This is a genomic window from uncultured Sphingomonas sp. (assembly GCF_964250165.1).
Taxonomy (GTDB): Bacteria; Pseudomonadota; Alphaproteobacteria; order Sphingomonadales; family Sphingomonadaceae; genus Sphingomonas.
The window spans coordinates 1-20,864 of the sequence record NZ_CAXUEK010000028.1 but is presented as its reverse complement, the minus strand read 5'-3'; the positions used below and the strand labels follow the sequence as shown (position 1 = coordinate 20,864).

At 70.3% G+C, this 20,864-nt stretch carries 19 protein-coding genes; 12 read left to right on the top strand and 7 right to left on the bottom strand.

The genetic code is table 11. The features are described 5' to 3' along the window. Positions 1-136: 136 nt before the first annotated feature. A complete protein-coding gene (locus ACFE64_RS07920) occupies positions 137-3,223 on the top strand; it encodes a TonB-dependent receptor domain-containing protein (RefSeq protein WP_375391917.1) in 3,087 nt (1,028 codons plus the stop codon). Between the two features lie 49 nt (positions 3,224-3,272). Here the strand turns inward: ACFE64_RS07920 and ACFE64_RS07915 are convergent, their stop codons facing one another. Together ACFE64_RS07915 and ACFE64_RS07910 are read right to left on the bottom strand one after the other, a co-directional pair. Further along, positions 3,273-4,091 carry an SDR family NAD(P)-dependent oxidoreductase gene (locus tag ACFE64_RS07915; protein ID WP_375391916.1) on the bottom strand — a complete coding sequence of 273 codons (819 nt, stop codon included), beginning with the start codon at positions 4,089-4,091 and terminating at the stop codon, positions 3,273-3,275. Then, the gene (locus ACFE64_RS07910; protein WP_375391915.1) at positions 4,088-5,125 is read right to left on the bottom strand and encodes an amidohydrolase family protein; all 1,038 of its coding nucleotides are present in this window, start codon (positions 5,123-5,125) and stop codon (positions 4,088-4,090) included. The genes ACFE64_RS07915 and ACFE64_RS07910 overlap by 4 nt, the downstream gene beginning before the upstream one ends. 145 nt (positions 5,126-5,270) lie before the next feature. Here ACFE64_RS07910 and ACFE64_RS07905 point away from each other — a divergent pair, with 145 nt between their 5' ends. The 6 genes from ACFE64_RS07905 (at position 5,271) to ACFE64_RS07880 (ending at position 11,803) form a co-directional block, all read left to right on the top strand. Then, on the top strand, positions 5,271-6,143 hold the full coding sequence (locus ACFE64_RS07905) for a MaoC/PaaZ C-terminal domain-containing protein (RefSeq protein ID WP_375391914.1): 873 nt from the start codon (positions 5,271-5,273) through the stop codon (positions 6,141-6,143). 23 nt (positions 6,144-6,166) lie between these two features. Next, positions 6,167-7,042: an SDR family NAD(P)-dependent oxidoreductase gene (locus ACFE64_RS07900; protein ID WP_375391913.1), complete on the top strand. Its 876-nt coding sequence runs from the start codon at positions 6,167-6,169 to the stop codon at positions 7,040-7,042. Between the two features lie 14 nt (positions 7,043-7,056). Next, entirely contained in the window at positions 7,057-8,634 is a 1,578-nt protein-coding gene (locus ACFE64_RS07895; RefSeq protein WP_375391912.1) for an AMP-binding protein, read from the top strand. A gap of 10 nt (positions 8,635-8,644) precedes the next feature. Then, entirely contained in the window at positions 8,645-9,859 is a 1,215-nt protein-coding gene (locus tag ACFE64_RS07890; RefSeq protein ID WP_375391911.1) for an acyl-CoA dehydrogenase family protein, read from the top strand. Positions 9,860-9,886: 27 nt separating this feature from the next. Then, entirely contained in the window at positions 9,887-11,011 is a 1,125-nt protein-coding gene (locus ACFE64_RS07885; protein WP_375391910.1) for an acyl-CoA dehydrogenase family protein, read from the top strand. Positions 11,012-11,080: 69 nt separating this feature from the next. Further along, positions 11,081-11,803 carry a hypothetical protein gene (locus tag ACFE64_RS07880; protein ID WP_375391909.1) on the top strand — a complete coding sequence of 241 codons (723 nt, stop codon included), beginning with the start codon at positions 11,081-11,083 and terminating at the stop codon, positions 11,801-11,803. A gap of 24 nt (positions 11,804-11,827) precedes the next feature. Here the strand turns inward: ACFE64_RS07880 and ACFE64_RS07875 are convergent, their stop codons facing one another. Further along, complete coding sequence (locus ACFE64_RS07875) at positions 11,828-12,625, bottom strand: sulfite exporter TauE/SafE family protein (RefSeq protein WP_375391908.1); 798 nt, start codon at positions 12,623-12,625, stop codon at positions 11,828-11,830. Between the two features lie 85 nt (positions 12,626-12,710). Between ACFE64_RS07875 and ACFE64_RS07870 the strand changes: the two genes are divergently transcribed. Then, positions 12,711-14,111 carry a hypothetical protein gene (locus ACFE64_RS07870; protein WP_375391907.1) on the top strand — a complete coding sequence of 467 codons (1,401 nt, stop codon included), beginning with the start codon at positions 12,711-12,713 and terminating at the stop codon, positions 14,109-14,111. A gap of 54 nt (positions 14,112-14,165) precedes the next feature. On the opposite strand, the gene rlmN is transcribed toward ACFE64_RS07870, so the two are convergent. Then, positions 14,166-15,374, bottom strand: coding sequence for a 23S rRNA (adenine(2503)-C(2))-methyltransferase RlmN (rlmN, locus tag ACFE64_RS07865; RefSeq protein ID WP_375391906.1), 1,209 nt, complete (start codon positions 15,372-15,374; stop codon positions 14,166-14,168). Positions 15,375-15,473: 99 nt separating this feature from the next. Here rlmN and ACFE64_RS07860 point away from each other — a divergent pair, with 99 nt between their 5' ends. Together ACFE64_RS07860 and ACFE64_RS07855 are read left to right on the top strand one after the other, a co-directional pair. Continuing rightward, on the top strand, positions 15,474-15,917 hold the full coding sequence (locus tag ACFE64_RS07860; RefSeq protein ID WP_375391905.1) for a DUF2231 domain-containing protein: 444 nt from the start codon (positions 15,474-15,476) through the stop codon (positions 15,915-15,917). Continuing rightward, positions 15,914-17,245, top strand: a complete 1,332-nt coding sequence (locus ACFE64_RS07855; protein ID WP_375391904.1) for a PQQ-dependent sugar dehydrogenase — start codon at positions 15,914-15,916, stop codon at positions 17,243-17,245. Before ACFE64_RS07860 ends, ACFE64_RS07855 begins: the two co-directional genes overlap by 4 nt. Before the next feature lie 133 nt (positions 17,246-17,378). Here the strand turns inward: ACFE64_RS07855 and ACFE64_RS07850 are convergent, their stop codons facing one another. The 3 genes from ACFE64_RS07850 to ACFE64_RS07840 are packed head-to-tail and all read right to left on the bottom strand — an operon-like array spanning position 17,379 to position 19,857. Continuing rightward, the gene (locus ACFE64_RS07850; RefSeq protein ID WP_375391903.1) at positions 17,379-18,746 is read right to left on the bottom strand and encodes a glycoside hydrolase family 47 protein; all 1,368 of its coding nucleotides are present in this window, start codon (positions 18,744-18,746) and stop codon (positions 17,379-17,381) included. After that, positions 18,743-19,213, bottom strand: a complete 471-nt coding sequence (locus ACFE64_RS07845; protein WP_375391902.1) for a hypothetical protein — start codon at positions 19,211-19,213, stop codon at positions 18,743-18,745. Before ACFE64_RS07845 ends, ACFE64_RS07850 begins: the two co-directional genes overlap by 4 nt. After that, on the bottom strand, positions 19,210-19,857 hold the full coding sequence (locus ACFE64_RS07840) for a histidine phosphatase family protein (RefSeq protein ID WP_375391901.1): 648 nt from the start codon (positions 19,855-19,857) through the stop codon (positions 19,210-19,212). The genes ACFE64_RS07845 and ACFE64_RS07840 overlap by 4 nt, the downstream gene beginning before the upstream one ends. A 137-nt stretch (positions 19,858-19,994) precedes the next feature. Between ACFE64_RS07840 and ACFE64_RS07835 the strand changes: the two genes are divergently transcribed. After that, positions 19,995-20,648 carry an outer membrane protein gene (locus ACFE64_RS07835; protein ID WP_375391900.1) on the top strand — a complete coding sequence of 218 codons (654 nt, stop codon included), beginning with the start codon at positions 19,995-19,997 and terminating at the stop codon, positions 20,646-20,648. 119 nt (positions 20,649-20,767) lie between these two features. Beyond that, the coding region (locus ACFE64_RS07830; RefSeq protein ID WP_375391927.1) for a hypothetical protein at positions 20,768-20,864 on the top strand (97 nt) is incomplete at its 3' end.

Genomic DNA, 20,864 nt, shown 5'->3' with positions numbered 1-20,864 from the left:
CGAAAGCCACGCTTCCCAAATACTCACGTCGGGCGCGGGGCGGTGGCGGAACGCGGCTTGACGACGGCCCGGATAACCCGTTTAGTCGAAGGCAAGGTACGGAACGCCAGGTGAGCGCCGGCCACGAGGAGGGGTTATGGCTGACAAGCGGTTCCTGGCGGCGTGCGCGATCTCCGCGCTCGCGTGGACGATGGCGATGCCCGCAGCGGCGCAGGTCGCGGGTTCGGCAACGCCACAGGGCGGTCCTGCCGGCATTCAGGCGGCCGGTGCGCAGCCGGTCGAGGCGCAGTCGGCCGATGCCCCCGCGACGCAGGACATTGTCGTCACCGGCTCGCTGATCCGCGGCACGCCCGAGGACGCGGCCATCCCGGTCGACGTGATCGGCGCCGCCGAGATCGCCAAGCAGGGCAACCCGTCCCCGGTCGAGCTGCTCAAGGCGCTGCCGACCTCCTCGGGCGTGACCGGCGACTCCAACCAGTTCGACAGCCGCGCGCAGGGTGGCGGCGGCGTCGCTTCGGTCAACCTGCGCGGCCTCGGCCCGTCGCGCACGCTCGTGCTGCTCAACTCCAAGCGGCTCGCCAACACCAACGTCGCGGGCGGCGCGACCGACATCAACCTGCTGCCGCTCGCCGCGATCGGGCGGATCGAGGTGCTCAAGGACGGCGGCGCCGCCACCTATGGCTCCGACGCGGTCGCGGGCGTGGTCAACTTCATCACTCGCACCGACCAGGAAGGCTTCAACGTCGGCGGCAGCTACAAATGGGTGAAGAACACCGACGGCGATATCGACGCCTCGATCAGCTACGGTCACCACGGCAACGGCTTCCGCGTGCTCGCCGCGATCGGCTTCCAGAAGCGCGGCGAGCTGCTCGCGCGCGATCGGCAGTTCACCAACCTGACCTATCCGCAGAACCCGGAAGGCGGCTGGACGGGCGGCGGCAATCCCGCGACGTTCATCGCGCTCGGCGCCACCGGCGCGCCGATCAACGTGGCGGGGCCGACTGGCCTCATCGGCAGCCTGCAGGCGGATTCCAGCTGCACCTCGCTGGGCGGCTTCGTGGGAAATCCGAAGCCCGGCTATCCCGGCGGCCAGTGCTACACCAAATACTCGCCCTATGACGCGTTGGTCGAGCTCGAGAAGCGCGGCCAGGCTTATCTCGATTTCGAGGCGGATCTGCCGGGCAATTCCAAGCTCGAGATCACCGCGCTGTACGGCCGCACGACGGATCCGCACGGCCTCACCTCGCCCAGCTATCTGCTGACGCAGGCGCCGTCGCGGGCCAGCGGCGCGATCTCCTCGGCGGGCTTCTTCGTGCCGGCGAACAACCCTGGCTTCATCGCCTATCGCGCCAGCAACCCCGCGCAGTTCCCGGCCGCCAGCGTCGGCGTGCTGTTCCCGACGCTGCTGTTCAGGCCGTATCTCACCGGCGGCAACCCCCTGTTCCTGGACGACTCCAAGGAAAGCGGCTCGTCGCGGGCCGAGGGCAAGAACGAGCGGTTCCGCGCCACCGTCGACGTCAGCGGCGATATTACGAGCTCGATCAACTACGATCTCGGCGTCACCTATGACGACTACAACAAATATTTCGACGGCTATGACAGCTTCGGCGATCGCGTGCAGCGGGCATTGCTGGGCCTGGGCGGCTATAATTGCACCGGCACCACGCCGGGCGCGAACGGCTGCGAATTCCTGAACCCGTTCGGCAACGCCGTTGCCGTCAATGCCGCCACCGGCAACACCAACCCGCAGGCGAACGGCCCCGCCAACACCGCCAGCCTCGCCTCCTGGATCTTCCAGCGCGGCTCGACCGTCTACGACACCGAACTGTTCGTCGCCGACGCGCAGATCAGCGGCAAGACGGGCGTGACGCTGCCGGGCGGCGACGTCGCCTTCGCGCTGGGCGGCCAGTATCGCAAGACCTGGTTCGAGACGAAGTATAGCGGCAACGGCAACATCGCGCAGAATCCCTGCCGCGACACGCCGATCACCGGCCAGCTCAATCCCGCCGCCTGCTCGCCGCTGGCCGGCAGCACGACGCCTTCCGCGCCCAACGGGGCCAATGCGTTCCTCGGCACGAGCGCGCCCGTCTCGGTAAACCAGGACGTCTATGCGGCGTTCGGCGAATTGCAGGTGCCGATCTTCGACACGGTCAACCTGCAGGCGTCCGCCCGCTTCGAGGACTATCGCGGCGGCATCGGCTCGACCTTCAACCCGCAGGCCCGCCTGCGCTGGCAGGTCACGCCGTGGCTGGCGCTGCGCGGCGGCATCGGCACGACCTTCCGCGGCCCGACGCCGCAGAACACCAGCCCGACCAAGATCACGACCCTGCAGCTGATCGGTTCGACCTTCACGCCGACCGATACGTTGGGCAACGCCGCCCTCAAGCCGGAGAAGTCGACCAACTATTCGGGCGGCATCATCCTGAAGTTCGGCGGCTTCCAGGCGACCGTGGATTATTTCAAGTACAAGCTGACCGACGCGATCGTCACCGATCCGCTCGCGTCGATGGTGGCGACGCTGTTCCCGACCGGCCTGCCCAACACCTGCGCCGCCAATCCGGGGCTGGCCGCGCGATTCACCTTCAACACCAACGGGCCGTGCGTCGCGACGACGGTGGTCTCGCAGGTGTCGCGCGTGCTGCTGCAGCTGCAGAACGGGCCCGACCAGCAGAATGACGGCTTGGATTTCCAGGTCGATTACAACCATCGCGACCTGTTCGGGACCAATCTGCGCTTCGGCGCGGGCGTGGTCGCGACCTATTCGATCGAGGACAAGATCGGCGTGGTCAACGTCGCGGGAACGCAGGTGTCGGCGGCGTTCGACGGCGTCGGCAAGCTGAACTACCAGACGATCCTGTATCCGCTGCCCAAGTGGAAGGGGCAGGCGCATGTCGATCTCGGCGACGGGCCGATCGATGCGCGCGTCACCGTAAATTATTCGGACGGCCTGCACGATCAGCGCTACGACACCCGGTCAGGGCCGTTCGCGCCCAACGCCAATCTCGGCGGCGTGACGCTGACGCAGGGTGCCGACATCAACGAGTTCGTCACCGCCGACTTCAACCTGTCGGTCGATGTCGGGCATCACGTGACGGTGACCGGCACGGTGTTCAACATCCTCGATGCGCAGCCACCGTTCGCGCGCGAGGATTATGATTACGAGCCGTTCGTCGGCAACCCGTACGGCCGCATGTTCAAGCTGGCCTTGAATACCCGGTTCTGATCCTTCCGGATCGGCCGCGTGTGTCCCCCGCGCGGCCGATCCGCTTTGTTCAGAGCAGCGCCGAGGGAGTGATCCCCAGCTCCGCCAGGAACGGCGCGGCGTAGGCGACCTGTCCCGTCATCGCCTGCGGGTCCGCGATCGCCAGCCGGTACACGGCCTCCGCGATATATTCGATCGGCTGCACGCGATCCCTGGTGCGCTCGTTGATGAGGCCGTGGACCGCCACGCCCGGCGTGTCGACCAGCCCCGGCGAGACGACGTTCACCGCGATGCCGTCCTCCTGCACCTCCGCAGCGAGGCCGGTGGTGAACCGCTCCAGCGCCGCCTTGCACATCCCGTAGACGGTGCCGCCCTGCGCGCCGCCATAGGGCGGCTTGGGATGGATGCCGGCGGGCGACGAGATGTTGACAATCGCGCCGCCGCCGCGCTCCTTCATTCCCGGCAGCACCAGCTGCGCCAGGTGAAAGGGCGCATAGACCTGCACCTCCATCATCAGCTTGAAGCGCTTTTCGGAGAAGACGGCGACCGGCATGAAATAGGTGATCGCGGCGTTGTTCACGAGCACGTCGATCGGTCCCGACGCGGCCTCGGCCTCGCTCACCAGCCGCTCGCGATCCGCCGCCAGCGCCAGATCGGCCTTGACGAACGCCGCGTCTGCACCCGCCGTGCGCAGCCGGTCGACCGTCGCGTGCAGCGTGCCGGGCAGCTTGCTCTCCCCGTCTTCCGCGGTGCGCGCCGAGGCGACCACCCGCGCGCCGGCCATCGCCAGGCGCACGCAGATCGCCTCGCCGATGCCGCGGCTGGCCCCCGTCACCAGCGCCGTCTTGCCCTTGAGCGGGCCGTCCCGGTCGATTTTCGCGTCGGTCATCCATCCTCTCCTTCGTTGATGCGGTAGAAACGGCGCGCCGTGCCCGCGAACAGCGCCTGCTTCTCGTCTGGCGAGCAGCCGGCCGCGATGCGCTTGAAGGCGTTCCACAGCGTCCGGTAATCGCAGCTAGGCTTGTCGACCGGGAAGTTGCTCTCGAACATGCAGCGCGTCGGCCCGAACGCCTCGATGCAGGTCTCGATGTAAGGCCGCCACTGCTCGGCGAACCAGGCCGACGCCGGCCCGTCCGCGGGGGCGGGATCGAAGTTGCAGAAGGCCATCGCCAACCCGCCGAGCTTCACCGTCACCGCCGGGCAGGCGGCGAGCGCGCGGATGCTGGCCCGCCAGCGGGCGAAATTCTCCGGCCGCCGCCCGGCATGGCTGGCGATTCCTAGCGGCGTGCCGACATGATCGAGGACGATCGGCTGCTCGGGAAAAGCGTGCGCCAGGTCGATCAGGTCGGGCAGCTGCGGCTCCAGCAGCCAGGCGTCGAAGGTCAGGCCGTAGTCCGCCAGATAGGCGAAGCCGGCGCGGAAGGCGTCCGCCCGGTACAATTCCTCGGGCGTGCGCGCGAGCGGGCCGAGCACGGCCTGGTCGGCGTCCCACGACGCGCTGTGGCGGATGCCGCGCAGGCGCGGGCTCGCCGCAAGCTCGGCCTCCAGCGCCGGCGCCACCGCGTCGCCGAGCAGCAGGTCCGCCTTGCCGACGATCGCCGCGCAGGCGCGGGTCGGGCCGTAGATCCCGCTGGCGCTCATCGCCGCGACGCCGTTGACGAACTCGACCTCGCCGACCGGCTGCAGCGGCTCGGGCGCGTCGGCACGGTACATCGCGCGGCACTCGACGAATACCGTCGCTTCGATGCGGTGGCCGTCGCCCGTGTCGGCGAGCAGCTCGTCGAGCAGGTAGCGCGGAAAGCGGTGCAGCACCTCGTCGAAGGCGTGCGCGCGCGGGCCGCCGCCGCGGCGGTCCCACAGATGGTGGTGTGGGTCGACGATCGGCAGGTCGGGCTCGATCACCGCCTCGGGAGTCATTGTCATCTGCGTGCCCTCCTTTCCGAAATGTGCCGCTGCCGCTACGGAACGCCCAACGACTCTCTTGCCACGGGCAGCATACCCGCTATTCAAATGCAAGCGACGCGGCGATGCCGGGACGGCCGTCGGAGTCGCGTGGAGAGGTGTGCGGGTGGCGATCCATTATCCCGACGTGCTGGCGCAGGGCACGCAGCCCTGCGCCTTCAGCTACGGCGACAAGGACGTCATGCTCTATGCGCTCGGGATCGGGCTGGGCGCGGACCCGCTCGACGAGGCGGAGCTCACCTTCGTGACCGAAAAGGCGCTGAAGGTGGTGCCGACCGCCGTCACGGTGCTGACCGGCCGCGGGCGCGGCGAACCCTTGCCGACCCCGGACGGCCATCGGCCGAGCCAGCCCAATTTCCTGATGCTGGTCCATGGCGAGCAGAAGGTCGAGCTGCACCGGCCGCTGCCGCCCGAAGGCGAGTTCACCATCGAATCGCGCACGATCGGCGCGTTCGACAAGGGCGCGGACAAGGGCGCGGTGCTGGTCAACGAGACGATCTGGCGCGACGCGGCGGGCGTGGCCGTCGCGACGCTGACCGGCTCGAGCTTCTGTCGCGGCGACGGCGGCTTCGGCGGCCCGGCGGACGGCGCGCCCGAGCCGCATGTCGTGCCGGGCCGCCCGCCGGACCTCACCGTCGACATCGCCACGCGGCCCGACCAGGCGCTGCTGTATCGCCTCAACGGTGACCGCAACCCGCTGCACTCGGACCCGGACAGTGCGCGGCGCTCCGGCTTCCCGCGGCCGATCCTGCACGGGCTGTGCACCTACGGGATCACCTGCCGCGCGGTGCTGCAGGCGATCACGGGCTGGAACCCGGACCGGATCGCCAGCCACCAGGCACGCTTCTCCGCCCCCGTCTTCCCCGGCGACACGGTCAGCGTCGACCTGTGGCGCGACGACAAGGCGATCAGCTTCGTGGGCCGGGTGGCGGCACGCAACGCCACCGTCATCAAGAACGGGTTGACCATGCTCCGCTGAGCGCGGGCGCAAAGGAGAGTTGTATGGGTTTGCTGGACGGCAAGGTCGCGATCATCACCGGCGCGGGCGGCGGCCTGGGCGAAGCCTATGCCAAGCTGTTCGCGCGGGAAGGTGCGGCGGTGGTGGTGAACGATCTGGGCGGCGCGCGCGACGGTTCGGGCGCGGGCACCAGCGCGGCGGCGCAGAAGGTGGTGGACGCGATCACCGCCGACGGTGGCCGCGCGGTCGCCAATGGCGACGACGTGTCGATCGTCGAGGGTGGCCAGGCGATCTTTCAGACCGCGATCGACGCGTTCGGCCAGGTCGACATCCTGGTCAACAATGCCGGCATCCTGCGCGACAAGACCTTCGCCAACACCGGCGAGCAGGATTGGGACCTGGTGGTCAAGGTCCACCTGAAGGGCACTTACAACTGCACCGCGCCGGTGTGGAAGTATCTGAAGGACAACGGCCGCAAGGGCGTCATCATCATGACCTCGTCGACGTCCGGCCTCTACGGCAATTTCGGCCAGTCGAACTACGGCGCGGCGAAGGCGGGCATCTACGGCTTCATGCGGGTGCTGGCGCTGGAGGGCGCGCGCTACGGCATCCGCGTGATGGGCCTCGCGCCCGGCGCGTTCACGCGCATGACCTCCGACCTGCCCGGGATGCGCGACCGCGAGCCGAGCGTGCTCGCGCTGCCCGAGAACATCGCCCCTGCCGTGCTCTACATGGCGAGCGACCTCGCCGAGGGGCAGACCGGCAAGGTGCTGGGCGTCTCCCAACGCGGCGTCAGCGAAATGAAGATGCTCCAGGTCCCAGGCTTCCGGCCGTCGGAGCCCTATACGGCGCAGGACGTGGCGGCGCATGCCGACGAGGTATTCTTCCCGGCCGACTGGGAACGCGTGGTGACGCTGTGAGCACGGCGGCGGCGATGACGGAGGCCGAGAGCCTGGACGCGCGGCTGGAGGCGGCGGCGGCGGTCGGCATGACCTACGCCGTGTGGGCGGACGTGCAGCCCGACAGGACGGCGGTGGTCGATCCCGACGGGACCGAGCACAGCTTCGCCGAGGTCAACGCCCGCGCCAACCAGCTCACGCGCCTGCTCCGCGCGCGCGGGCTGGAGACGGGCGACGCGGTGGCGATCGCCTGCTCCAACCGGGTCGAGTTCATCGAGGTGCAGGCGGCGACGCTGCGCGCCGGCTTGCGCATGACGCCCGTCAACTGGCACCTGACCGCCGACGAGATCGGCTACATCGTCAACGATTGCGAGGCCAAGGCGCTGATCGGCGAGGCGCGCATCCCTACCATCGCCGTCGCTGCCGCGATGGCGCCGAACCTGATCGTCAAGCTCGCGGTCGGCGGCGAGATCGAGGGCTTCGATCGCTATGCGGAGGCGCTCGCGGGCGAGGACCCGAGCGATATCGGCGACCCGGTGCTCGGCAACTCGATGATGTACACGTCCGGCACCACCGGGCGGCCCAAGGGGGTCTACCGCGCCAACCCGGTCGTCGTGCCGCAGGCGATGTACGCCCTGCGCGGCTACGATCGCGACAGCTCCGTCCAGCTGTGCGCCGGGCCCGCCTACCATGCCGCGCCGCTCGTCTTCGACGTGCGCGCATCGATGGGTGCGGGCGTGCCGCTGATCTTCGTCGACAAATGGGACTCCGAAGGCGTGCTCCGCGCCATCTCCGAGCACAAGGTGACGCACCTCCACCTCGTGCCCATCATGTTCCAGCGGCTGCTCGCGCTGCCCGACGAGGTGAAGGCGAAATACCCGGTCGATCACGTCCGCTACATCGTCCACGGCGCCGCGCCGTGCCCGCCCGAAGTCAAGCTGGCGATGATCGAGTGGTTCGGGCCCGTGCTGAGCGAATATTATGCCGGTTCCGAAGGCGGCGCAGGCTTCACCATCGACAGCCACGAATGGCTGAAGAAGCCCGGCAGCGTCGGCAAGCGCCCGGAGCTGCTCAAGGTCCGCATCATCGGCGAGGACGGGCGGGATCAGCCCAACGGGCAGCCCGGCACCATCTATCACCAGCTCCCGCCCGGCAGCGGCTTCACCTATTTCAAGGACGAGGCCAAGACGCAGAAGAGCCGCATCGACGACTTCTTCACGATGGGGGACGTCGGCTATTTCGACGAGGACGACTTCCTGTTCCTCACCGGCCGCGACGCGGAGACGATCATCTCGGGGGGCGTGAACATCTATCCGCAGGAGATCGACAACGAGCTCATCAAGCACGAGGCCGTCGCCGATTCGTCCACCGTCGGCGTGCCGCACCCCGAATGGGGCGAGCAGGTGAAGGCGGTGATCCAGCTCAAGCCGGATTACCGGCCGAGCGAGGAGCTGAAGGAGGAAATCCTCGCCTTCGCGCGCACGGCGCTGCCGGCCTACAAGGTGCCGCGCAGCCTTGATTTCGCCACCGACCTGCCGCGCTCCGAAGCCGGCAAGATCCAGCGCAACAAGGTGCGTGCGCCCTATTGGGAAGGCCGCGCGCGGCAGATCTAGGAGAGAGCAGATGGCCGACGTCGATACCGATCTCGAGAGCTTCCGCGCCGAGGCGCGCCACTGGCTAGAGGAGAACTTCCCCACGGGCCTGGCCAACGACGCCGCCGCCGCGCAGGCGGCGATGGGCGGCGGCGGCGAGCTCACCGACGACCAGCAGCTGTGGAAGCAGCGCATGGCCGCCAAGGGCTGGGGCGCGCCGACCTGGCCAACCCGGTGGGGCGGCGGCGGCCTCGCCAACGCGCAGGGCCGTGTGCTCGCGGCCGAGATGGCGCGGATCGGCGCCTATAACCCGGTCGCCGGCATGGGCACCTCGATGTTCGGCCCGACGCTGCTGGAATATGGCACGGAGGAGCAGATCGCGCGCTACATTCCCGACATCGTGCAGGGGAAGGTGCGCTGGTGCCAGGGCTTTTCCGAGCCGGGCGCGGGCTCCGACCTGGCGTCGCTGTCCACCCGCGCGGAGGACAAGGGCGATCACTTCCTGGTCAACGGCCAGAAGATCTGGACGTCCGGCGGGCAATATGCCGACATGATCTTCTGCCTGGTCCGCACCGACACGACCAAGAAGCATGAGGGCATCTCCTTCGTCGTCTTCTCGATGCGCCAGCCCGGCGTGGAGGTGCGGCCGATCAGGCTGATCGCCGGTCATTCGCCGTTCTGCGAGACCTTCTTCACCGACGTGAAGGTGCCCAAGGAGAACCTGATCGGGCCGCTCGGCGGCGGCTGGTCGATTGCCAAGCGCCTGCTCCAGCACGAGCGCTCGGGCATGGGCGGCCGCTCGGGCAACTCGTCCGGCAAGGTGGCCGAGACGCCGCTGGGCGTGATGGCGAAGAGATATGTCGGCGAGGATGCCGACGGCCGGCTCGCCGATGCCGATCTGCGCACCCGCATCATCCGGAACGACATCGAGCAGCGCGTGGTGCAGCAGACGGTGCGCCGCATCGCCGAGGAGGCCAAGACCAATGCCGGTCCATCGGCCGCCACCTCGATCATGAAGAACGCCAACATGAAGATGCTCCAGGACAAGGCGGAGCTGACGCTGGAGGTGATGGGCAATCAGGGGCTGGGCTGGGAAGGCGAGAACTTCTCCGACGAGGAGCTGCAGGCGGTGCGCGGCTGGCTCTCGGGCAAGGCCTATTCGATCTATGGCGGCTCCAACGAGGTGCAGAGCAACATCATCGCCAAGCGCATCCTGGGCCTGCCCGACATCACGCAGGCGGCCTGAGCGGACACGAGGAAGGGGAATGCAGACATGGCGGTGCTGACCGAGGAGCAGGCGATGCTCCAGGACATGGCCAAGGGCTGGGTGCAGGAGAAGAGCCCGGTCACGGCCTTCCGCAAGCTGCGCGACAGCGGCGCGGGGCAGGGCTTCGACGTCTCCGCCTGGCGGGAGATGGCGGAGATGGGCTGGGCGGGGGTCATCATCCCCGAGGCCTATGGCGGCTCCAACTTCGGCTATCTGTCGCTCGGGCTGGTGCTGGAGGAGACCGGGCGCACGCTGACCGCCTCGCCGCTGCTGGTGAGCGCGGCGGCGGCGAGTGCGCTCGTGCTCGGCGGCTCGGACGCGCAGAAGGCGGAATGGCTGCCCAGGCTCGCCGACGGCTCGGCGGTGGGCACGCTCGCGATCGACGAGGGCCCGCGCCACGCCCCCGAACGGACCGCACTCAAGGCCGAGCGGACGGGCGACGGGTGGACGCTGACCGGCCGCAAGGCAATGGTGCTGGAGGGCATGGCCGCCGACATGGTGGTGGTCGCCGCGCGCACCGCGGGCGAGCCCGGCGCGCGCCAGGGTATCGACCTGTTCGTCGTTCCCGCCGACGCGCACGGGATCAGCCGCGAGCGGCTCGCGCTCGCCGACAGCCGCGGCGCCGCGAACATCCGCTTCGACGGCGTCACCGTCGGCGCCGATGCGCAGCTGGCGGGCGGCTGGGACCTGCTCGACAAGGTGCTGGACCGCGCCCGCGCCTGCCTGTGCGCGGAGATGCTCGGCGCGGCGTGGCAGGCGTTCGACATCACGGTCGACTACCTCAAGACGCGTGTGCAGTTCGGCCACGTGATCGGCGCGTTCCAGGCGCTCCAGCACCGCGCCGCGGCGATGCTGATGAACCTGGAGCTGAGCCGCTCGGCGATGGAGGCGGCGCTGGCCGCGATCGACGCCGACCGGCCCGACGTGCCCGAGCTGGTCTCGGCGGCCAAGGCCAAGGTGGGCGACACGTTCCACGAGGTCAGCCGCGAGATGGTGCAGATGCACGGCGGCATCGGCATGACCGACGCGCACGACGCCGGCTTCTACCTTAAGCGTGCGCGGGCGGCGGAGAATGCGTTCGGCAACCAGGCCTTCCACCGCGACCGCTACGCACGGCTGCAGGGCTATTGACGATCCGGCCGCTCCGGCGCCGGGCCGGGGCGGCGGGATGACCGAACGGTCGCGAGACTTAGGGGGCATATGGACATCACGGTCGAAGCGCGGTTCCGCGGGCCGCCGCGCTCGGGGAACGGCGGCTATGTCGCGGGGCTGCTCGCACGCCAAGCGGGCGGGCATCGCACGGTGCGGATGCGCGCGCCGGTGCCGCTCGATACCCTGATGGCGTATGACGTCGCGCGCGAGCCGGCGGCGCTGGTGCTGGGCGAGACGCTGGTCGCCGAGGCGGCGATCGCCGATCCGGCCGACCTGCCCGCGCCGCCGCCCGCGCCGACGCTGGCCGAAGCGCGCGCGGCGGGCGAGCGCGCGGTCTGCCACCATCCGATCTGCTTCTGCTGCGGCGTGGAGATCGCGCCCGGCGAGGGGCTGCGCGTCTTCACCGGCCAGCTCGACGGGCGCGCGCCGGGGCATGTCGCGGGCGTGTGGCAGGTCGCGCCGGCGCTGGTCGATGCCGACGGGTTCGCGCCCGAGGAGCATGTCTGGGCGGCGATCGACTGCGCGGGGTCCTACGCCTGGTTCGCGCGCGAGGGTCGCCCCGGGGGCCTCACCGGCAGCATGCAGGCCGAGGTGCTGGAGCGGCCGCGCGCGGGGGAGGCCTGCATCGTCATTGCCTGGCCGCTGGAGGCGGCGTCGGAGCGCCGGCGCACCTCGGGCGTCGCGCTGTGCGGGGTCGACGGCCGGCTGATGGCCCGCGGGGTGCAGACCTGGATCCGGCCCAACCGGCCGCCGGTTCCGCCCGCGGGGTGAGCGGCGGCAACCCCGCCGATTCGCTCACCCGTGCCCGTAAGCGCGCCAGAAGAACACGGCCGTCGTCGCGCCCGTCACCAGCAGCGTCCAGCCCCTGATCGCGCCCGCGGGCAGCGCGCGGCCGACCCTGGCGCCCGCCCAGCCGCCCGCGACCGCACCGACCAGCATCGGCAGGGCCGCGGCCCAGCGCACCACGCCCGCCGCCACGAAGACGATCGCCGCCGCCGCGTTCGCCACGGCCAGCATCAGGGTGCGCGGCGCGAACAGCTCGCGCGGCGTGTGGCCGGCGAGCAGGCCGTAGGTGGCGGTGGTCATCAGCCCGACGCCGCCGCCGAAATAGCCGCCATAGATGCCGAGCAGGAATTGCGCGACCAGCAGCGTCCGCGTCCCGATCGTCGCCCGCGCGCGCAGCCACGCCGACGCGCGCTTCCCGAAGGCGAGCACCACGAAGGCGTAGAGCACCAGCCAGGGGATGATAAGGTCGAACGCGCGCGAAGGGGTGAGCACCAGCAGCACGCTGCCGACCAGCCCCGCCGCGAACGTCACCGCCGCGAGCACCCGACAGGAGATGCCGCCGACCGGCCCCAGCTCGTCCCGGAACGCCCAGGCGCTGGTCGCGGCCCCGGGCAGCAGCGCGACGTTGGAGGTCGCGTTGGCGACGTTGGCGGGAAGGCCGATCGCCAGCAGCGACGGCAGCGTCGCGAACGTGCCGCCCCCCGCCAGCGCGTTCATCGCGCCGCCGACGAACCCGGCGGCAAGCGGGAGGAGATAGGGCGCGATCGTCACGCGGTGCTCATCGTCGGGCGAGGGTGCGTTGTCCACCGCGGCGCCGGCGGTGCCGCACGTCCACGATCGTGTGAGCGATAACCAAATTGTGCGAACGATCGGGTTTGGGCAGAGCGCACCGATGAACAGCTCGCCGCTCCCCTGGATCTCCGTCGCATCGGGCGCGCCGTATTTCGTCGATGACGTCGGCGCGGACTGGACGCCGATCGGACAGAATGACGCGATCACCTGGCCCGAGCTCGCCCCGCTGTTCCGCCGCCGCGATCTGGCGGCGGTCGAGCGACATCTGGCATGGCTTGCCGATCACGGCGTCACCTGCCTGCGGCTGATGGTCGAATATGCGCAGGAGCGGCACCGCCTGTTCGAGCGTCCCGTCGGCGTGCCCGTGCCCGCGATGGTGCAGCTGTGGGACGACCTGTTCGCGATGTGCGAGCGGATCGGCCTGCGAATCCTGCTCACGCCCGTCGACACCTTCTGGACCTGGCTGCGCTGGCGGCATCACCCCTGGAACGCGGCGAACGGCGGTCCTGCCGGGCATCCGTCGGCGCTGCTCCCCGATCCGGCGGCGCGCGGGGCGATCAAGGCGCGGCTCACCTTCATGGTGACGCGCTGGGGCGGTTCGGGGGCGCTGTTCGCGTGGGACCTGTGGAACGAGATCCATCACGCCTGGGCAGGCGACAGCGCCGACTGCTTCGGTGAGTTCATCGCCGATCTGTCGCAGCATGTCCGCGAGCTGGAGTGTCGACTCTACGGGCGCACCCATCCGCAGACGGTGTCGCTGTTCGGACCGGAGCTGCAGTGGCGTCCCGACCTGCCGCTCGCCGACCCGATCTTTCGCCACCCCGACCTCGATTTCGCGACGATCCACATCTACCGTTCGGGCAGCATCGACGACCCCGCGGACACGGTCACCCCCGCGCTGGCGATGGCGCGCATCGTTCGCCAGAGCCTGGGCGAGATCACCGATGGACGCCCGTTCCTCGACACCGAGCATGGTCCCATTCACCGCTTCAAGGACAAGCGGCAGACGCTGCCCGAGCCCTTCGACGACGAATATTTCCGTCATCTGAGCTGGGCGCACCTGGCGAGCGGGGGCGTCGGCGGCGGCATGCGCTGGCCCAACCGCCGCCCGCACGTGCTGACGGCGGGGATGCGGCGCGCGCAGCAGGCCATGGCGGGGTTCCTGCCGCTGATCGATTGGCAGCGCTTCGCGCGCGTCCCGATCGCGGTGCGCGCGCCCGGCTTTCACGCCTTCGGCTGCGGCGATGCGCGGCAGGCGGTGGCCTGGCTGGTCCGTCGAGGCGGGCGGACAACGGATGGGCGGGTCGATCCGGGCATCGTCACGCCGGCGCAGCGGGTCATGCTGCCGATGCCGCCGGGATGCTACGAGGTGACGGGATGGGACACCGCACGAGGAGCGCCGCTGCCACCCCAGCGCGCCGTCGCGGACGCGCGCGGGCTCACCTTCGGCGCGACCGCGCTCGGGCCCGACCGCGCCTTTGCGATCCGACGGGTGGACTGAGATGCTCGCGGTCGGGGCGATGCCGGTGCGAGGCGGCGCGCTCCCGGCCGGGGATCACCCCAGCGCGGCGAGCTTCGCCTCCGCCTCGCGGTCCAGCGCCGCGCGGCTCTTCTTCTCCGCCGCGGTCTTCAGCTGGCCGCATGCCGCGTCGATGTCCCGGCCGCGCGGGGTGCGCGTCGGCGCGCTGATCCCGGCTTCGAAGATGATGTTCGAGAAGGCGCGGATGCGCTCGGGCGTCGAGCATTCGTACGGAGCGCCGGGCCAGGGATTGAACGGGATCAGGTTCACCTTCGCCGGCAGCCGATAGGCGCGGAGCAGCCGCACCAGCTCGCGCGCATCGGCGTCGCTGTCGTTCCTGTCGCGGAGCATGACATATTCGAACGTGATCCGCCGCGCGTTGTTGGCGCCGGGATAGTCGGCGCACGCCTGCAACAGTTCCTCGATGCCGTATTTGCGGTTGAGCGGCACGATCTCGTCGCGCACCTCCTTGGTGACGGCGTGCAGCGAGACCGCGAGGTTGACGCCGATCTCCTCGCCGGCGCGCGCCATCATCGGCACGACGCCGCTGGTCGACAGCGTGATCCGCCGCTTCGACAGCGCCAGCCCGTCGCCGTCCATCACGATCGCGAGCGCGTCGCGGACATTCTCGAAATTGTAGAGCGGCTCGCCCATCCCCATCATCACGATGTTGGTGAGCATCCGGCCTTCGGGCTGGGAGGGCCATTCGCCCAGCGCGTCGCGCGCCAGCATCACCTGGCCGACGATCTCGCCGGCGGTCAGGTTGCGCACCAGCCGCATCGTGCCGGTGTGGCAGAAGCGGCAGTTGAGCGTGCAGCCGACCTGCGACGACACGCACAGCGTCCCCCGATCCGCGTCGGGGATGAACACCATCTCGTAATCCTGGCGGTCCGGCGCGCGGAGCAGCCATTTGCGCGTGCCGTCGGTCGAGACCTGCGCTTCCACCACCTCCGGCCGCCCGATCGCGAAGCGTTGCGCAAGCCAGGGCGCCTGCGCCTTGGCGATGTCGGTCATCACCGCGAAGTCGGTGGCGCCGCGATTGTAGATCCAGTGCCAGATCTGCTTGGCGCGGAGCTTGGCCTGGCGCGGCTCCAGCCCGGCGTCGGCGAGCGCCACCCGCAGCTGCTCGCGCGACAGGCCGATCAGGTCGGTGCGCCCGTCCGGCCGCGCGACGGGCGCGCGCATCACGGGCACGGGATCGATATGCCCCGCGATGGGCATGGTGGCGGCCGCGGCGGTCAGCATCGTCATCACATAGGCGAAAACCGGTGCGCTTTCCAGCCGATGCGCCGGAACGCGGATGCGCCGCCGTTCGTATCGCTGCCGCACCGTCGCTGGAGGCCCATGCCCGATCCGCTCGATCCCCGTCCGCGCGCCGCTGCGGCGATCTTCGGCCGCCCGGTGCTGCCGCGCCTGGCGGGGTTTCCCGTCGCCTTCTTCACCGCGGCGCTGGCGACCGATCTGGCCTATGCCGGCACCGCCAACCTGCAGTGGCAGTATTTCTCGATCTGGCTCATCACCGCCGGGCTGGTGGCCGGCGGCCTCGTCGGCGCGGCGGCGATCGTGGACCGGCTCGGCGACCGGGCGCGCTGGCGCAGCGGCGCCGTCGGTCGGGTGCTGGGCGTGACGGTGTGGGTCGTCTCCTTCCTCAATGCCATGGTCCATAGCCGCGACGGCTGGACGGCGGTGGTGCCCGACGGGCTGATCCTGTCCGCGATCGTCGTGCTGCTGCTCGCGGTGCGCAGCTGGATCGCGGGGCCGGTGGTGCGCGCGGGAGCGACGGCATGAGCCGCGCCGCCGCTGCCACCGCCGTCGCGCTCGCGCTCGGCCCCGTCCTGCTGCTGGCCGGGTGCAGCGATCCGGCGTTCGACGAGCAGAGCCAGATCGGCCCCAACCCGTCGCTGCCGCAGCCCAAACAATATCTGTTGCCCCCGATCAGCGTCGCCAAGGCGGTCGGGTGGAAGCAGGGCGAAATGCCCAAGGTCGCCGCGGGTCTGCGCATCGCCGCGCTGACGACGGGGCTGCGCCACCCACGGCAGCTCTATGTGCTGCCCAATGGCGATATCCTGGCCGTCGAGGCCAAGCCGCCGCCCGGCGAGCCGCTCAAGCGGCCCAAGGACCCGATCACCGGCTGGGTCACGCAACGCGCCACCGCCGTGCCGGACGGGCCCAAGCCGATCAGCCGCATCACCCTGATCCGCGACGCCGACGGCGACGGCCGGCCGGAGCTGGTGACGACGCTGGTCGGCGGGCTCAACTCGCCGTTCGGCGTGGTCTATGTCGATGGCGCGCTCTATGTCGCCAACACCGACGCGGTGGTGCGCTATGCCTTCACGCCCGGGCAGACGAAGATCACCGCGCCAGGCACCGTGCTGGCGGAACTGCCCGGCGGCCCGATCGACCATCACTGGACCAAGAGCCTGACCGTCAGCCCCGACGGGCGGACGCTCTATGCGACGGTCGGCTCCAACAGCAACATCGTCGAGAACGGGTTCGAGGCGGAGAAGGGCCGCGCCGCGGTGTGGGAGATCGATCGCGCCACCGGCCGCGCGCGCGTGTTCGCGGGCGGCCTGCGCAATCCGAACAGCCCCACTTTCTATCCCGGCACGAACACGCTCTGGGTCGTGGTCAACGAGCGCGACGAGCTGGGCCCGCATCTCGTGCCCGATTACCTGACGTCGGTGCGCCCGAACGGCTTCTACGGCTGGCCCTACAGCTATTACGGCCAGCACCTCGATCCGCGCGTGCAGCCGCAGCGGCCGGATCTCGTCGCGCGCGCGATCCCGCCCGATTACGCGCTCGGCAGTCACGTCGCGCCGCTCGGCCTCACCTTCTACACCGGCGCGAGCCTGCCCGCGCATTATCGCGGCGGCGCCTTCATCGGCGAGCACGGCAGCTGGGATCGCTACAGCCCGTCCGGCTACAAGGTGGCGTTCGTCCCCTTCGCCGGCGGCCGCCCGGCGGGCAAGGCCGAGGACGTGGTGTTCGGCTTCCGCGACACGGCAGCGGGCGTCACGCGCGGCCGCCCGGTCGGGGTGGCGATCGACCGCACCGGCGCGCTGCTGGTCGCGGACGATGTCGGCAACACGATCTGGCGGGTAACGGCGGCGCGGTGATGCTTGGCGACATCGGCAAGCGCGAAGCGCCGTCATTCCCGCGGAGGCGGGAATCCATTCAGCGGCAGGTGCGGTCATTACGGAATGCAGCGAGAATGGATCCCCGCCCGCGCGGGGATGACGGGAGACAAGATCAGTGCCGGAAGCCTAAGAGCACATTGCCCTCCGTGCTCAGGTAATTGCGCCGGTAATCGAACCGTGGCGTATCGCTGAAGATCAGCCAGTAATATTTCATCTGCTCCGACCACCAATAGCCCGGGCAGTGGTCCGCCTGGCGCTTGGTCGTCACGTCCGCCAGGTCGGTGTAGCCGTGCGCGGCCCGGTTCCACCGCCGCATCGCGCGGAAATGGTCGGCGGCGAGGTGCCGCCAGCGTTCGTCGCGGTCGAGCAGCCACAGGTTGAACGCGGCGTCCGCCAGCTCCGGCCGCAGCGCGTTGGTCAGCTGGGTCGGCACGCCCGCGGCATAGTCCCACTCCTCCGGCAGCACGCCCAAGCGCGCCTGCACCGCCGCCCAGCTCTGTGCATAGGCGGCGCCGTCGGCGTGGCGGCCGCCCTGTGCGAGCAGCCCGCCGAAGAAGGCGGCGAGTTCGTCCTCGCGCGTGTTGAGGACGGCGCCGGTCTCGAAATCCACGTCCGCGAACCACAGCCGGCCGCCGCGCCGGTCCGCCTGGCGCCGCATGATGGCGTTGACGCAGATGTCGTGCATCACCTTCCATTCGATATCGCCGAACAGCTGCCAGCCGTCCCACAGATATTCGTAGAAGCTGTCGGCATAGGAGCCGATCGTCGCGCGCCGATCCAGCCACGCGCCGGTCAGCGCGTCGATCCTCACCGCGAGCAGGTCCAGCCTGGAGCGCCGCTCGAAACACGCGCGCACCGCCCGGCGCGCCGCGTCGGCATAGCGCGGGTCGCCGGTCAGCCGGGACAGCGTCCCCCATTCGGGAAGGTAGCCGCCCACCTCCGCCGGATTGGTCGCCGTGTCGCGCACCGCGCCGGTGTGCAGGTTGACGTAGCGACAGGGCATGCCCGTGGGCGTCGCGAAGGCGGGGAGCAGCCGGTCGGCGAGGTCGCGCGCCTTGGCCAGCAGCATCGGATCGCCGCAGGCGTGGTGGGCGGAGAGCAGCCCGCCGACCACCCGGATCGAGGTCTCGAATACCGAGACCTCGCCGTCCACGTCCCAATCGGCATTGGCGCGCACCCAGGCGACGCCATCGCGGAACGCGTCGTCCAGCCCCATCGCCCAGAGCGTATCCAGCGCCTCGATCAGCGACAGGCCGAGATGGCGTCCCTTGAGCGGGAAGGTGGACGCGCCGCCGCTGACCGGCCTGATCTCGTCCTTGCCCCAGGCGAGCCGGCGATACTCGCCCCAGGCCCAGGCCATTTCGGCCCGCACCTCGCCGGCCAGCCCGCGCCAGTCCTCCCGCCGCCGCCGTGCCGCGCGCGCCGGCGCGGCGAGCGCCAGCAGCCCCGCGACGACGCCGCGCCGGCCGACCCGGCTCATCGCGCGCCTGCGCAGGCCAGTGCCGCGGCGTCGATGGCGGTCGCGGCGCCGCCCAGCAGGTAGACGTCCGCGAACGGTCGGCCGTCGACGCTCAGCCCCTCCACGCTCATGCTGCGCCCCGATCGCATCGCCGAGACGATCGCGCGATCGCTCGCGGCGTCGGTCGCCCAGGCATCCCGATCGCCCGCCGCCAGCGCGAAACGGCGCTCGCCGACGCTGAGTGTCACCGCGGCGGCGCGATCGGCGGCGTGGCTGAGGTGGACATGAAACGAGCTGCGCAGGCCACGCCCCGGCCAGCTCGCGACGGTGGCGAACCCGGCGCGCGCCGCCGTCCCGACCGGCTGCGCGATGGCGAAGCAGCGGGCCGGCTGCGCGTCGCGGAACGCGCCCCAGGTCCGATAGACGCCGATCGTGTCGCGCGCTCCCGCCGGCGCGGCGACCAGCAGCAGCGCCGCGACGCCCTTCACGCCGGGGCGTGCCCCTGGCCGAGATGCGCGACGCTCTCGTGGCCGCCCTCGATCAGCACCACCGAACCCTGCGGCAGCCCGGGCGCGATCGGCGCGGCGAACTCGGGATGAGTATGCTGCCCGGTCATCATCCCGCGCAGCACGCGGCTGGAGATGCCGTGCATGATGACCAGCCGGTCGCCGGAATCGTCGTCCGTGTCGGCCAGCCAGCCGCCGACCCGTCGCGCGATCGCGCCGTAGCGTTCGCCGTCGGGCGCGGGGCGCAGCAGCCCCTCGGGCGTGATCACCGGCCCGACCTCGCCGATCACGTCGGCGTAATAGCGCCCGCCCCAGGCGCCCATGCCGATCTCGACCAGCCGGTCGTCGGTGCGCGCGGCGTGCCAGTCGAGCGCAAGATGCTCGGCGATCACCGCCAGCGTCTGCAGCGCGCGGCCGGTGCTCGACGCCCATAGGGTCAGCGCCGGCTTCGCCCCGAGCAGCGCCCGGAGCGCCATGCCCATCTCGTCCGCCTGCGCGAACCCGGCGCGGGTCAGCGGGGTGTGGGGCGCATCGCCCTGCAGACGCCGGGCGGCGTTGAACACGGTCTCGCCGTGGCGCGCGATGAAGTCGCGGCCCTTCCTCTGCGTGCGCGGGCTGGTGGCCATCGGCGCCGTTTCAACCCCGTGTGGCGCGATTGCAACGGTTTTCGCCGTTTAGGTCGGGTTCATGCAACCTGCCCCCGCCTCGCGCGCTGCCGCCGCCTCTCCCGTGTCTTGGGGAGAGCAGTTGCATGGAGTTGATGATGCGTAAGCTTGTTCTGGCCCTGTCGGCCGCGTCCGTATTCGCCGCCGTCCCTGCCTTCGCGCAGGAGACCAATCCCAATTTCACCGGCCCGCGTGTCGAGGCGACGCTGGGCTACGACCATGTCGGCGCGGGCTCGTCCGTGTCGAACAACAACGGCCAGGACGATCAGAAGATCGACGGCCTGCTCTATGGCGGGGGCGTCGGCTATGACGTCGCGGCGGGCGGCATCCTGCTCGGCGCGGAAGGTGAGGTGACCGGCTCGACCGCGCGCTCGGGCCAGAACGCCTATACCAGCACGTTCGGCTTCGGCCGCGTCCGCCAGGGCCGGGACCTGTATGTCGGCGGCCGTATCGGCTTCCTCGCGAGCCCGACGACGATGATCTACGCCAAGGGCGGTTACACCAACTCGCACCTGCGCGTGCTGGCGGGCAGCACCAACGTGGCGACCGACACCGCGTTCAACCTGGACGGCTATCGCGTCGGCGCGGGCGTGGAGCACGCGATCTCGCGCAACACCTACGCCAAGGTGGAGTATCGCTATTCCAACTATGGCCGCGGCCAGGTGGATTATGCGCTCGGCGGCCAGTCGAACAAGTTCGACGTCGACACCGACCGGCACCAGATCGCGGTAAGCGCGGGTATCCGCTTTTAAGGCCTGACCGGTTATCCACGCTGCGGAGGGTCGGGGCGCTTGCCCCGGCCCTTTGCGTTTGGCTAGGATCGAGCGGGTCCCCCGCGCTGGATTCGCGTAAGTGGGGCGGGGGATTGGTGATGAAGGCGACGATCGAACGCGCGACGCTGCTCAAGGGGCTGAGCCACGTCCAGTCGGTGGTGGAGCGGCGCAACACCATCCCGATCCTGTCCAACG

What these genes read in the sequence shown, in the direction of transcription:
- ACFE64_RS07920 (WP_375391917.1), top strand. Translation starts at nt 137, where the DNA reads ATGGCTGACAAGCGGTTCCTGGCGGCGTGCGCGATCTCCGCGCTCGCG.
- ACFE64_RS07910 (WP_375391915.1), bottom strand. Translation starts at nt 5,125, where the DNA reads ATGACAATGACTCCCGAGGCGGTGATCGAGCCCGACCTGCCGATCGTC.
- ACFE64_RS07895 (WP_375391912.1), top strand. Translation starts at nt 7,057, where the DNA reads ATGACGGAGGCCGAGAGCCTGGACGCGCGGCTGGAGGCGGCGGCGGCG.
- ACFE64_RS07885 (WP_375391910.1), top strand. Translation starts at nt 9,887, where the DNA reads ATGGCGGTGCTGACCGAGGAGCAGGCGATGCTCCAGGACATGGCCAAG.
- ACFE64_RS07880 (WP_375391909.1), top strand. Translation starts at nt 11,081, where the DNA reads ATGGACATCACGGTCGAAGCGCGGTTCCGCGGGCCGCCGCGCTCGGGG.
- ACFE64_RS07850 (WP_375391903.1), bottom strand. Translation starts at nt 18,746, where the DNA reads ATGAGCCGGGTCGGCCGGCGCGGCGTCGTCGCGGGGCTGCTGGCGCTC.
- ACFE64_RS07890 (WP_375391911.1), top strand. Translation starts at nt 8,645, where the DNA reads ATGGCCGACGTCGATACCGATCTCGAGAGCTTCCGCGCCGAGGCGCGC.
- ACFE64_RS07840 (WP_375391901.1), bottom strand. Translation starts at nt 19,857, where the DNA reads ATGGCCACCAGCCCGCGCACGCAGAGGAAGGGCCGCGACTTCATCGCG.
- ACFE64_RS07835 (WP_375391900.1), top strand. Translation starts at nt 19,995, where the DNA reads ATGCGTAAGCTTGTTCTGGCCCTGTCGGCCGCGTCCGTATTCGCCGCC.
- ACFE64_RS07900 (WP_375391913.1), top strand. Translation starts at nt 6,167, where the DNA reads ATGGGTTTGCTGGACGGCAAGGTCGCGATCATCACCGGCGCGGGCGGC.
- ACFE64_RS07855 (WP_375391904.1), top strand. Translation starts at nt 15,914, where the DNA reads ATGAGCCGCGCCGCCGCTGCCACCGCCGTCGCGCTCGCGCTCGGCCCC.
- ACFE64_RS07915 (WP_375391916.1), bottom strand. Translation starts at nt 4,091, where the DNA reads ATGACCGACGCGAAAATCGACCGGGACGGCCCGCTCAAGGGCAAGACG.
- ACFE64_RS07870 (WP_375391907.1), top strand. Translation starts at nt 12,711, where the DNA reads ATGAACAGCTCGCCGCTCCCCTGGATCTCCGTCGCATCGGGCGCGCCG.
- rlmN (WP_375391906.1), bottom strand. Translation starts at nt 15,374, where the DNA reads ATGCTGACCGCCGCGGCCGCCACCATGCCCATCGCGGGGCATATCGAT.
- ACFE64_RS07860 (WP_375391905.1), top strand. Translation starts at nt 15,474, where the DNA reads ATGCCCGATCCGCTCGATCCCCGTCCGCGCGCCGCTGCGGCGATCTTC.